At 71.4% G+C, this 12033-nt stretch carries 9 protein-coding genes and 1 riboswitch; of the genes, 6 read left to right on the forward strand and 3 right to left on the reverse strand.

Features of this window, described 5'->3' with window-relative positions:
• The first annotated feature begins 46 nt into the window (after window positions 1–46).
• Both ACIRD8_RS28250 and ACIRD8_RS28255 read left to right on the forward strand, forming a co-directional pair.
• The gene (locus ACIRD8_RS28250; protein WP_403997371.1) at window positions 47–757 is read left to right on the forward strand and encodes a 2-phosphosulfolactate phosphatase; all 711 of its coding nucleotides are present in this window, start codon (window positions 47–49) and stop codon (window positions 755–757) included.
• Between the two features lie 111 nt (window positions 758–868).
• Window positions 869–3937 carry an endo-alpha-N-acetylgalactosaminidase family protein gene (locus ACIRD8_RS28255; RefSeq protein WP_403997374.1) on the forward strand — a complete coding sequence of 1023 codons (3069 nt, stop codon included), beginning with the start codon at window positions 869–871 and terminating at the stop codon, window positions 3935–3937.
• Between the two features lie 81 nt (window positions 3938–4018).
• Here the strand turns inward: ACIRD8_RS28255 and ACIRD8_RS28260 are convergent, their stop codons facing one another.
• Window positions 4019–5788 (reverse strand): beta-galactosidase family protein, encoded by a 1770-nt coding sequence (locus ACIRD8_RS28260; protein ID WP_403997377.1) that lies wholly within the window; start codon window positions 5786–5788, stop codon window positions 4019–4021.
• 128 nt (window positions 5789–5916) lie between these two features.
• On the opposite strand from ACIRD8_RS28260, the gene ACIRD8_RS28265 reads away from it, so the two are divergent.
• The gene (locus ACIRD8_RS28265; RefSeq protein ID WP_403997380.1) at window positions 5917–6804 is read left to right on the forward strand and encodes a helix-turn-helix domain-containing protein; all 888 of its coding nucleotides are present in this window, start codon (window positions 5917–5919) and stop codon (window positions 6802–6804) included.
• On the opposite strand, the gene ACIRD8_RS28270 is transcribed toward ACIRD8_RS28265, so the two are convergent.
• Window positions 6788–7855, reverse strand: coding sequence for an alpha/beta fold hydrolase (locus ACIRD8_RS28270; protein WP_403997383.1), 1068 nt, complete (start codon window positions 7853–7855; stop codon window positions 6788–6790). The two genes, ACIRD8_RS28265 and ACIRD8_RS28270, sit on opposite strands and share 17 nt — an antisense overlap.
• 250 nt (window positions 7856–8105) lie before the next feature.
• Here ACIRD8_RS28270 and ACIRD8_RS28275 point away from each other — a divergent pair, with 250 nt between their 5' ends.
• The 3 genes from ACIRD8_RS28275 to ACIRD8_RS28285 all read left to right on the forward strand — a co-directional run bounded on the left by ACIRD8_RS28275 (window position 8106) and on the right by ACIRD8_RS28285 (window position 10288).
• On the forward strand, window positions 8106–8306 hold the full coding sequence (locus ACIRD8_RS28275) for a hypothetical protein (protein WP_403997386.1): 201 nt from the start codon (window positions 8106–8108) through the stop codon (window positions 8304–8306).
• Between the two features lie 91 nt (window positions 8307–8397).
• Window positions 8398–8961, forward strand: a complete 564-nt coding sequence (locus ACIRD8_RS28280) for a CGNR zinc finger domain-containing protein (RefSeq protein ID WP_403997389.1) — start codon at window positions 8398–8400, stop codon at window positions 8959–8961.
• A gap of 52 nt (window positions 8962–9013) precedes the next feature.
• Window positions 9014–10288, forward strand: a complete 1275-nt coding sequence (locus tag ACIRD8_RS28285) for an MFS transporter (RefSeq protein ID WP_403997392.1) — start codon at window positions 9014–9016, stop codon at window positions 10286–10288.
• A gap of 56 nt (window positions 10289–10344) precedes the next feature.
• On the opposite strand, the gene ACIRD8_RS28290 is transcribed toward ACIRD8_RS28285, so the two are convergent.
• Window positions 10345–11757 carry a hypothetical protein gene (locus ACIRD8_RS28290; RefSeq protein ID WP_403997395.1) on the reverse strand — a complete coding sequence of 471 codons (1413 nt, stop codon included), beginning with the start codon at window positions 11755–11757 and terminating at the stop codon, window positions 10345–10347.
• Between the two features lie 122 nt (window positions 11758–11879).
• Window positions 11880–11955: riboswitch (cobalamin riboswitch) on the reverse strand.
• Window positions 11956–12033 lie beyond the last annotated feature (78 nt).

Genomic DNA, 12033 nt, shown 5'->3' on the forward strand with positions numbered 1-12033 from the left:
GCCGCCGGCCTGTGCCCCCGGCCGGGCATGCGCGATCATGACCGGAATGGACACACGATTCCTCGGCATCGCCGATCTGACCGAAGCACCGTCCGTGGCGGTCGTGGTCGACGTCATGCGTGCCTTCACCGTGGCTGCCTGGGCCTTCGCCCAGGGAGCGGAGAAGATCGTTCTTGCTGGGTCGCTGGACGAGGCCCTGGCGCTCAAGGAGCGCCACCCGGACTGGGCGGCGCTCAAGGACGGCCCGGCCGCGCCCGGGTTCGACCTGGTCAACTCGCCGGGAATGCTGCGGTCCGCCGCTCTCGGCGGACGGACCGTCGTGCAGAAGACCACGGCAGGGACGGTCGGGGCCCTCGCGGTCAAGGATGCCTCGCTCGTCCTGTGCGCCGGCTTCGTGGTGGCGGAGGCGACGGCCCGGCTCCTGCGGACGCGCGGGAGCGACGGGGTCACGTTCGTGGTCACCGGCGAGGACGGGCAGGCCGACGAGGATCTGGCGTGTGCTCAGTACATCGCCCGGAGGGCCACCGGAGGGGTGACGGACGCCGCGGAGTTCGTCCGCCGTGCTGCCGAATCGCGCGCCGCGGCGGAACTCGCGGAGGGGGTGCGTCAAGGAGTCCACCCCGATGACGTCGCGCTCTGCCTCGAGGTCGACCGGTTCCCCTTCGCCATGGTGGCGGCCCCGGAAGGCCCGCTCATGGTGCTGCGTCCGCACACGACGTCTTCACCGGCCGCACCGGCCGACGACCCGGCCGTGTGACGGGCCCGACGCGTTAGTCCAAGACCCGCTCCTCCTTTGTCCATGGGCGCGTTCACCCCCGAGCCGCGATCTTGGCGTGCACGGATGCCGTCCAGCGTCAGGAGAGCGAGCATGCACGCACAAGATCCCGGACCGAGCCGCAGGACCGTGGTGGCCGCCACCGCGCTGGCGGGGGCGGGACTGGCCCTCGCGGGCCCCGGTGCCGCGTTCGCGGCGCAGCGGGAGACCGTGCTGCGCTCCCGCGAACTGGAGGTGCGCGTCGACCCGGACTTCCCGCGCATCGTCTCGTACACCGACCGCGCCGGCGGCGCCGTCCTCCACGGCCAGGAGGACCCGGTCACCTCGGTCCTGATCGACGGCACCGCCCGTACCCCACGGGTGACCTCGCGCTCCGGCCGCGACAGTGCCTCGTACACCCTCACCTTCGACGGCGGCACCGAGATCAGGGTCGAGATCCGGGTCACCGGGCGCCGGGTCGACTGGCGGGTCACCAGGATCACCGACACACCGGCCCTGCGTGTCGGCACGCTCCAGATCCCGTCGCTGGCCTTCCTGTCGGTACGCAGCGACCAGCCGGGCGCCGCCCTCCTCGCCGCCCGGATCCAGCTCGACAAGGCCACCAGTGGTGACACGCTGGTGGAGCTCACCCCCGGCACCGCGCCCGACGCCGCACCGGTGGGCTGCGCGTACGCCGTCCTCGCGCACGACCGGCTCGGCGGCGCCGTCGAGACCAACACGACGTACGACAAGCCCGACAGCGTCCCCGGCGCCACCTGGGAGAACGGACGGCTGTGGCGGCAGAGCGTCAAGAAGGACGGCTACGTCAAGGCGCAGCTCACCTGCGGGCAGTGGACGCACCGTGCCGCGACCGCGCCCGTGGACGCCACCGAGCCACTCCCGTACGCCACCGTCATCATCACCGGTGACCGCAACGGCGACGGGGTGGTGGACTGGCAGGACGCCGCCATCGCCTTCCGCGACATCATGGCCGACCCGCTGGGCGCCGACGAGCAGCACCTGCGCGTCGTCCCGCACATCCCGTTCAACTTCGCCAGCCAGGCCACCAATCCGTTCCTCGCGACACTCGACAACGTCAAGCGGATCTCCCTGGCGACGGACGGCCTGCGCCAGTACACGCTCCTCAAGGGCTACCAGTCGGAGGGCCACGACTCCGCCCACCCCGACTACGCGGGCAACCACAACGAGCGCGCGGGCGGCCTGAAGGACCTCAACACCCTCGTACGCGAGGGCCGCCGGTGGGGGAGCGACTTCGGCGTTCATGTGAACGCCACCGAGTCGTACCCCGTCGCGAACGCGTTCTCCGAGACACTCGTCGACAAGAACAACGAACAGTGGGACTGGCTCGACCAGAGCTACCGCATCGACCAGCGGCGCGACCTCGTGTCCGGCGACATCATCAAGCGCTTCCAGGACCTCAGGGACGAGACCGACCCCGCCCTGAACATGCTCTACATCGACGTGTTCCGCGAGTCGGGATGGACCTCCGACCGGCTCCAGCGTGCCCTGCGGGACCAAGGGTGGCAGGTCACCACCGAGTGGGGCCACGGCCTCGAACGCTCCTCCCTGTGGTCCCACTGGGCCACCGAGACCGACTACGGCGCCGACACGTCCCGGGGCATCAACTCCCGGCTGATCCGCTTCATCCGCAACCACCAGAAGGACGTCTTCGCCGACAAGTGGCCGACGCTCCTGGGCATCCCGCGCACCGGCAACTTCGAGGGCTGGGTCAACAAGACCGACTGGAACACCTTCTACGAGCAGATCTGGACCGACAGCCTGCCCGCCAAGTACCTCCAGGCGTACCCCGTCAGAACCTGGGGCGCCCACGAGATCACGTTCTTCGGCCCGACGAAGACGTCCGTGGACGACACCGAAGGTACCCGCCGCATCATCACGGACGGCCGGGTGGTGTACGAGGCGGGACGCTACCTGCTGCCCTGGGAGCCGCGCGAGGCCACCGACCCCGACCGGCTCTACCACTACAACCCGGCGGGCGGCAGCACCACCTGGCAGCTGCCGCGCGGCTGGGCCGGCCGGTCGAAGGTCGCCGTCTACCGGCTCACCGACCAGGGACGGGCCGGCCTCCGTGAGGTGCCCGTCCGCTCCGGCCGGGTGACGATCGAGGCCGAGGCGCAGCAGCCGTACGTCGTCCACCGCACCCGGATGCCCGCGAACCAGGACCCGAAGTGGGGGCAGGCCACACCGCTGCACGACCCGGGCTTCAACTCCGGCTCCCTGGACGGCTGGAACGTCAGCGGTCCGGCGTCGGTGGAGCTGAGCGCCCTCGGCGACTACGAACTGGTCATCGGCGCCGGTGCGGCGGCGTCCGTCGGCCGGCGGCTCGCCCGCCTCGCACCGGGCACCTACGCCGCGTCCGTGCAGGTGGAGGTGGGAGCCGAGGCGGGGGAGAGGCGACGGGCCGCGCTCACCGTGCGCACCGCCGACGGAACCACCGCCGAGAACTGGACGGACTCCTCGACCGCGGTCAACCTCGTCGCGGCCGACCGCAAGCACGACACCCGCTTCCAGCGCATGTTCACGTACTTCACCGTGCCGGCCGGCGGAGGCCCCGTGGACCTCACGCTGAGGGCCGGGGCGGGGAGCGCCAGGGTCCGCTTCGACAACGTGCGGATCGTGGCCGCGCGGCGCACCACCAGGGCCGGAACCGTGGCCTTCGAGGACTTCCAGCACGTGCCCCAGGGCTGGGGAGCCTTCGTCAAGGGCGACGCGGGCGGCTCGACGGACCCGCGCACCCACATCGCCCAGCGGCACGCCCCGTTCACCCAGCGCGGCTGGAACGGCAAGACCATCGACGACGTCGTCGACGGGACCCAGTCGCTCAAGTCGCGTGGTGAGAACGACGGCCTCGTCCACCGCACCGTGCAGCACACCGTCCGCTTCGAACCGGGCAAGCGCTACCGGGTCACCTTCCGGTACGAGAACGAGAAGGCCGGCCAGTACGCCTGGATCACCGGTGTCGACGCACCGGCCTCCCGCGAACTCGAACGCCGGGACCTGCCCGTCGCCACCTCTCCGGCCGTACTGACCTACGAGTTCACCGCGCCGCCCGAGGGCGAGACCTGGGTCGGCCTGCGCAAGACCGGGGACGACGGCACGGCGGAGTTCGTCCTCGACTCCTTCGAGGTGCGCGAGGTGTGACGGACAGCTGAGCGCAGCCGCGTGTGAGCGGTGACGACACGGAGGGCCGGTCCTGACGAGGACCGGCCCTCCACGTGCCACTCAGCTGAGCGTCAGCAGATGTGCGCCGGAGCGCTCCAGTTCCAGGACCCACACCTCGTTCGCGCCCTCGCGGAGCAGGGGGCCGGGAACGTACAGGGACTTCTGGGGGCCCACGCCCCAGTAACGGCCCAGGCAGAAGCCGTTCACCCACACGAAGCCGCGCTCCCAGCCCGGCAGCGCGATCCCGGCGTCACCCGCCCCGCGCACGTCGAACGTGCCCCGGAACAGGCCCGCGGCGCCCGCCTCCGGGGAACGGAACGGCACCTTCCCGAGGGGGTCCTCGCCCTCGAACGCGTCCAGGGCCAGCCCTCGTGCCCGTACACCGTGCAGATACTGCCGCTCGTGCAGGATGCCGCCCGTGATCCCCTTCGGCTCGGCGAGGCGCGGCCCGTAGTTGACCCGGCCCAGCGACTCCACCCACAGCTCCACCGCGGCCGGCCCCGCGAGGGGCTCCTCCAGCGCCGTGTACGAACCGGCCTCGGCCGGGCCGCCGCCCAGCACCCCCGCCCGCACGCCGTCGACGTACACCACCGCCCGGTCCCGCAGCCCGGTCACCCCCAGCGGATACGGCTGACGCGGCCCCGGCACCTCCACCCGGTAGCGGACCAGCCCCCGGTCCACGCCCAGCTCCTCGAACGTCGGCGGCATCGCCCACTCGGCCTCCGGACCGCCGAGGGTGTCCATGACGTCACCCAGCGGCGCCCACTCGACGAGCTCCGCGTGCACGGGAGCCGCCAGAACGGCAGGCGGTTCCGGTACGTCGGGTAGCGGGTCACCGTCCTCCCGGTAGGCGGACAGGACGTCCCGGAACAGCCAGAACTTCTCCGTCGGGCGGCCGTACTCGTCGATGGGTGCGTCGTAGTCGTACGACGTCACCACCGGCTGGAGCTCCCCGCCGTGCAGGGCCCCGGCACGGTTCGCCCCCGACCAGCCGCCGAAGTTCGTACCCCCGTGCGCCATGTAGATGTTGACGGACGCGCCGCACCGGAGGATCTCCTCCAACGCCGAGGCCGCGTCGGAGGGATCCCGCACCACCGGCTCCGCGCCCCAGTGCCCGAACCACCCGCACCAGAACTCCATGCACATCAGGGGCCCGTCCGGGCGGTGCCGGCGCAGCGTCTCGAAGCCCTCCCGGGCCCCCGAGCCGAAGTTCGCCGTGGCCAGCACGCCCGGTACCGAACCACCCGTCAGCATGTGGTCCTCCGGCCCGTCGGACGTGAACAGCGGCACCGTCACACCGAGCTCACGCAGCAGCTCACCGAGCCGGCCCAGATACACCTGGTCGGAGCCGTAACTGCCGTACTCGTTCTCGATCTGCACCATGACCACCGGGCCGCCCCGGTCGATCTGCCGCCCCACCACCTGCGGCAGCAGCCGCCGGAACCACTGCTCCACCTGGCCGAGGTACTCCGCGTCGCGGGTCCGGACCCGGGTGCCCAGCGCCCCCGTCAGCCAGTGCGGCAGACCGCCGTTCTCCCATTCCGCGCAGATGTACGGGCCCGGCCGTACGATCGCCCACAGCCCCGCGGTCCCCGCCGCGTCCAGGAACCGCCCCAGTGCCTCCACGTCGCGGTGGCGCCCCTGCTCCGGCTCGTGCAGGTTCCACGGGACGTACGTCTCCACACAGTTCAGCCCCATGGCACGCAGCATCGCCAGCCGGTGTCCCCACTGGCCCTCGTGCACCCGGAAATAGTGCAGGGCGCCCGACAGCAGCCGTACGGGCCGCCCGTCCAGCTCAAAATCCCGCTCGCCCACCGCGAAATCAGCCACGGTTCCCGCCTCTCGTTCCACCACCACCCCACCTCACCCCCTGGCGGCGAAGCGGTCCATGGACAAAGATCAGCGCTGTTTGGACACAACGGAACGCCGACGGCCGGGCGGGGAGGAAACGGAAGCGGATGTATCACACCTGGATGCGCTATTTCACGCCGAGCCCCACGCACCACAAGCTGGGCCTGGTCTGCCTCGGGGTCGGCCTCCAGCACGGCACGCTGCCCACGGTGGGGCCCCGCACGCTCGACCACCATGTCGCCGTCGTCATCAGCGCGGGCAGCGGCTGGTACCGCGGCACCGACGGCAGGCGCACCCCCGTGACCGCCCCCGCCCTGATCTGGCTCGTGCCGGGCATCCCGCACCACTACGGTCCCGACCCCGCCACCGGATGGGACGAGAGCTTCGTCGACTTCACCGGCCCGGCGACCGCCCCGTACACCGAACTCGGCTACATCGAGCCCGACCGGCCGGTCGTCCCCCTCGCGGACACCGCGCCGGCCCGCGCCGCCGTGAGCCGCATCGCCCGCGCCGCCCGCCTGGGCAACCCGCTCCTCGAGGTCGAGACCGGCGCCGCCGTGCACGAACTGCTGGTCGCCCTGCGCCGCTCCCGGGCCGATGTCGGAGCCGACGGCGACCCCGTGCTCAACGCCCTGGCCCGCGACGCCTTCCAGCCACTGTCCGTCGCCGAACACGCCTCCCGCCACGGGATGACGCCCGCCGAACTGCGCGCCGCCGTACGCCGTGTCGCCGGATGCAGCCCCAAGGACTACCTCCTCGGCATCCGCCTCGGCCGCGCCAAGGAACTCCTCGCCGGTACCGAGCTCCCCGTGTCCGCCGTCGCCCGCCGCGTCGGCTACGACGACCCCGCCTACTTCTCCCGGCTCTTCACCCGTCGCGTGGGTACGGCGCCCGTCCGGTTCCGCGACCAGCAGGGCCGAGCGGTCCCCGGCGGCTGGAGCAACCGGATCCCGGATCCCGAACACCCACCGACCATCGTCACCCCGCCTGCGTGACCCCGGCGGCGTCGACCACAGCCCGGGCGAACGCGGCCGGCGCCTCCTGGGGCACGTTGTGGCCGATCCCCGTGAGCGTGCGGTGCTCGTAGGGACCGGTGAAGAAGTCCCGGTAGGAGGAGCCGTCGCCGGGAGCCGTGAAGGGGTCGCGCTCCGCGTCGAGCGTGATCGTCGGGGTGGCGATGCGGGGGCGGGCGGCGAGCTTCCGCTCGTAACGGTCGTAGCGGCGTTCGCCGTCGGCGAGGCCGAGGCGCCAACGGTAGTTGTGGATGACGATGGAGGCGTAGTCGGGGTTGGTGAAGGCGGCGGCGGTGCGTTCGAAGGTGGCGTCGTCGAAGTTCCAGGTCGGTGAGACGGTGTCCCAGACCAGGCGGCACAGGGCGTCGCGGTCGTCCGGTGTCTCCATGGCGGTGCGGCCCCGCTCGGTGGAGAAGTAGTACTGGTACCACCAGTTGTGCTCGGCCGCCGGCGAGATCGGTGTCTTCTGCGCCTCGACGTCGGTGATGAGGTACCCGCTCACCGAGACCAGAGCCGTGACGCGCCGGGGCCACAGAGCGGCGATGATGTCGGCGGTGCGGGTTCCCCAGTCGAAGCCGGCGAGGACGGCCTTCTCGATCCTGAGGACGTCCATCAGGGCGATGATGTCGAGGGCGATCGCCGACTGCTGGGCGTTGCGGACCGTCCGGGAGGACAGGAACCGCGTCGTGCCGTGACCACGGAGGTACGGGACGATCACCCGGAAGCCCTGAGCGGCCAGGATCGGCACGACATCGACGTAGCTGTGGATGTCGTAGGGCCAGCCGTGCAGGCAGATGACCACGGGGCCGTGCTGCGGGCCGGCCTCGGCGTAACCGACGTCCAGCACTCCCGCCCGCACCTGCTTCAGGCCGGTGAACGATGTGGCGGGGGGCGGCACGGGCGGAGCCGCGGGCCCGGGTGACGCACCGGCTGTTGCCTCCGCCGCCGAGGCGTTCCGCAGACCGGCCAGTGACATGGCGACCGCACCCGTACCCATGCCGGCGGCCTTGCCGAACACGCGCCTGTTGATCATCCGAGTGACCTTCCTCCGTCGAGTGATGACGCCCCCGTCGTGCGCCGCCCGGTGACCCTGGCACAGCTTTGCGTCACCGGTCAAGGTGGTGATGCATTGGAGTGAGTGGAAGTCGTCTGTCCCTTTTACGCCCATTGGGGAGGGGTTGGCGAGCATGCGTCACCGTCTTGACCGGTGACGAAGGAAAGGGCACTCTGGGTGGACCGAGTCGTTGTGGCGCAGTCCGCCACCGGATGAGCGGAGACCGACCGTGAGGAACGAACAGGCCTCGGCCGACCACATCGCGGCGGCGGAGCGGCATGCCCGTTTCGGGAAGCTGCCCGACCGCATCTCCCACGACCGTCTGATCGAGGAGAAGGCGGTCGCTCCGGACGCCGGGGCGGGCGCCGTGTACGACCCGGAGGGTTCGTGGAACCGCTTCTCCTGCCTGGCCCTCGACCTGGGCCTCTAGCCGCACCGCCCCACGTGGTCGGGAGCCGGTGTGCGGCGGTGACGGGTGACGCTCCTTGTGGCCTCCAGGCGTCACCTGTCAGGATGGTGATGTGAACCTCGATCATGTCTTCGTCTGCGGGAACCCTGCCCTCGATTTCGCCGCCACTCTCCGGGCGCGCCGTTCGGTGCGCTTCGAGATGTTCGTGACGCCGGAACGGCTGGGTGCCTGGTACGAGGAATCCGGCGTCGTCGATGCGATCACCCCTGGTGCGGACGGTGACGTGGAGCAGGCGAAGGCCGTGCGTGAGGCCGTCTACGAGCTGGTCACGGCGCGCCGTCTCGGGCAGGAGTTCGGTGAGGATGCGCTCGCGGTGGTGAACGACGCCGCGCGCAAGCCCGCCGCCGTGCCGCAGCTCACCCGGACCGGGCGCCGGACCGTGGCGACTCCGGAGCATGCCCTGTCGACCGTCGCCCGGCTCGCCGTCGAGCTGCTCAGCGGGCCGGATGTGCCCTTGATGAAGGAGTGCGGCAACCCGGAGTGCACCCGCGTCTACATCGACCGCTCCCGCGGCATGCGCCGGCAGTGGTGCGGCATGGACTCGTGCGGCAACAAGATCAAGGCGGCGGCCTACCGTGCACGTAGGAAGAGCGCGCCCACCGCGTCCGCCCGCTGAGCACGCCCGGCACGGACGTGTCCCCCGCGGGGGCCGCTGCTAGCCTGCGCCCATGATCAAGGGGAGATCATCCGGGCGGGCGGCTCGCATGGTGGGAGGCAACAGGCCGGAGCGCGTGCTGATCCTGGCCAGCTTCGTGAACCGGGTCGGCAACGGGCTCTTCAACACGGCGTCGGCCCTCTACTTCACGTTGGTCGTGGATCTGCCGGCGGTGCAGGTGGGCGCCGCCCTCACCGTCGCCGGCCTGATCGGCCTGCTCGCGGGGATCCCGGGCGGTCACCTGGCCGACCGGCGTGGGCCGCGCACGGTCATGATGCTCGCTCTGACGGTTCAAGCAGTGTCGATGTCCGCTCTCGTGCTCGTCGAGAGCTGGGCCGCCCTCACGGTCATCGCCACCGTCGACCAGCTTGCCGCAGCCGCCGGCGGCGCCGCCTGGGGAGCCCTCGTGGTCCGGGTCGGCACGGACCGCCCGGCGCTGTTCAGGGCGAAGCTCCGTACGTACGTCAACCTGGGCGTCGTCCTGGGAACCGTGGGTGCCGGGTTCGCTGTCGCGGCGCATACGCGTACCGCCTACATCGTGCTGATTCTCGGCAACGCGGCCAGCTTCGCACTGTGCGCCCTCCTCCTGTTCCTGCTCCCCGACTACAGGGCATTGGCGCCACCGCCGATGCAGCGCCGCTGGATCGCTCTCACCGACCGTCCGTTCGTGACGTTCACAGCCCTCTACGGCGCGATGGGGCTCCAGTACCCGGTGGTGTCCCTGCTTCTGCCGATCTGGATCTCGGAGCACACGGACGCACCGCGCTGGACCGTGGCCGCGGTGTCCGCGATCAATGCCGGGGTCTGCGTCCTGCTGCAGACCAGAATCGGATCCCGCATCGAAACCCTTCGCGACGGCGGCCGGGGATTCCGCACGGCAGGACTGCTCTTCCTCCTCAGCTGCCCGATGATGGCCCTGAGTGCGTACGCTCCCGTGTGGGCGGCCGCCGGCCTCGTGGTCGCGGCGATCTTCGTGCACAGCCTCGGGGAGATCTGGGAGTCCTCGGCCGGCTTCGCCCTCGGCTTCGGTCTGGCACCGGACCACGCCCAAGGCCAGTACCAGGGGCTTCTCGGGCTCGGCTTCAGCGCGGGCCAGGCGCTCGCCCCCGCCATCCTCACCACCGTGGTGCTGGGACTGGGCACGGCCGGCTGGCTGCTCCTCGGCGTGTTCTTCGCCGCTGTGGGTGCCCTCGGTCCTTCGCTCGAACGCTGGGGCACGCGAACCCGGTCCCGGCAGGGAGCCGAGGCTGCGGGACCCGGCGGAGAACAGGACGGGGCGCACGTGTAGCCGCACCCCGGGCTCCGTCGGATCCCGCAGTGGAGGACGCCGTTCACTCCAGGGGGTCAGGCACCCCAGCGCAGGGCGACGGTGTCACCCGCGTTGATCACCTTCCCGCGTGTGGCCCCGGCGAAGGCCGAACCGTCGACACCGACCTTCCAGGTGCTCGACCCGCTGTTGGCCTTGCCGTTGAGTGCGGTGATCGTGCCCGTTCCCGAGGACGGGGTCACGCCGCTCACGCAGCCGGACGGGGTGGCCGCGCTCGTGGCCGCGTCGAGGACCGCGCCGAGCGTGGTCGTCGTCCCGGTGGGGGTGAAGGCGACCGAGCACACCTTGAGACCGCCCGCACCGCTGTCCACGGTCAGGGCCAGTTCGGTGGCCGTGCCGGAGGTGAAGGTGCCCTGCGCCACCCACCGGGGTGCGCCGGAGGTCGAGGGGGCCGGGGGAGCGGCGGTGAATCCGCCTCCGGCGACCGCGCGCAGGCCGTCGATGGACGCGTAGGCGGACGGGCCGGTGTCGCTGGGCAGGTACTTGAAGCCGCCGCCGGGGTTGAACTGCTGGGCGATGAGGAAGTCGACGGGAGTCTTGCCCGCCGAGGTGAGGAAGTCACCGGTCTGCGGGTTGATGCCGCAGGCATTGAGCCCCGACACCGCCCAGCCGTTGGAGTCGGTGTTGACGCCGAACATCGCGTTGAACGCGCCGCTCGTCGACACCAGTTTGCTCTTGAGGAATGCCTTGGCCCGGCTGATGCCGGTGTCGGTGTCCGGGACCCCGGAGACGCACAGCGCGGCCATCGCGGCGCCGGTCATGTCGATGTCGCTCGTGGAGCCGAGCCCGCCCGGATCGCCCTCCGCCTTCGCGTAGTTCCAGCCGCCGTCGTCGTGCTGGTTGGCCCGGATCCGGGTGATCAGCGCGTCGCGCAGGGACTGGGGTATGCGCTGCCCTCCGGCCTGGGTCCTCGCGCCGCCCAGGGCGAGCGCGGCGAAGACGGTTCCGTTGAAGTTCGCCGAGGGACCGAAGTAGCCGGGCTCGGCCGTCTGCCAGTAGCCGTAGATGTCACTGATCAGATTGCGGGAGGCGGAGACCCGGGCCGGGTCGATGCCCGCCGCGTAGGCGTTGAGTGCGGCGCGTTCGTAGTCGGTGACCACCGGCGTCGCGGACGGCCAGCCCGCCGTGGCGAGCAGGGTGCGGTAGACGGATCTCGCGTTCTTCGTGGTGTCGCCGCCCGGCGAGACGTCGACGGCGGCGGTGCCGGCGGAGGCGAGCGCGCTGAAGGCCCACTCGTTGGAGAGCCCCGCCCCGGCGTACGAACCGTCCGCCGCCTGAAGGGACTTGAGGTAGGCCACGCCGTTGGTCTTCGACGTGGCGATCTGGGCCGGCGTGGCCGTGGCCGAGGCCGGCAGGACGCTCATGCAGAGCGCCCCGACGGAGAGGGCCGCCGTGAAGGCGAGACGAGGTGAGATCGAAGGACGGGACATGGCCTGCTCCTGGGATGAGGGGCGCGTCGACCAGGCCCGCCTCCCACCTCGGGAGAGGCGGCAGCGAGCAGGGCCGCCGCCCGAACGCGTGGACCGGCTTCCTGTGGTGCAACCGCCGCCATGGGCATTCGGGCTCGGGACGGGCCTTAGCCGTCCCACACCGCTGCGCGTCAGCCCCGGGCTCTCACCGGGTTCCCCCATGTGGCAGCCCAGGACGCTACCCCAGGCGGTCCGGTCCTGCCACCGGCCCTCAGCGCTGGGGGACACGGCCTTGAC

This window comes from Streptomyces sp. NPDC102451, assembly GCF_044765485.1.
Lineage (GTDB): Bacteria > Actinomycetota > Actinomycetes > Streptomycetales > Streptomycetaceae > Streptomyces.

Coding starts and splice junctions, on each gene's coding strand:
- ACIRD8_RS28250 (WP_403997371.1), top strand. CDS start 47: ATGGACACACGATTCCTCGGCATCGCCGATCTGACCGAAGCACCGTCC.
- ACIRD8_RS28270 (WP_403997383.1), bottom strand. CDS start 7,855: ATGATCAACAGGCGCGTGTTCGGCAAGGCCGCCGGCATGGGTACGGGT.
- ACIRD8_RS28265 (WP_403997380.1), top strand. CDS start 5,917: ATGTATCACACCTGGATGCGCTATTTCACGCCGAGCCCCACGCACCAC.
- ACIRD8_RS28255 (WP_403997374.1), top strand. CDS start 869: ATGCACGCACAAGATCCCGGACCGAGCCGCAGGACCGTGGTGGCCGCC.
- ACIRD8_RS28285 (WP_403997392.1), top strand. CDS start 9,014: ATGATCAAGGGGAGATCATCCGGGCGGGCGGCTCGCATGGTGGGAGGC.
- ACIRD8_RS28290 (WP_403997395.1), bottom strand. CDS start 11,757: ATGTCCCGTCCTTCGATCTCACCTCGTCTCGCCTTCACGGCGGCCCTC.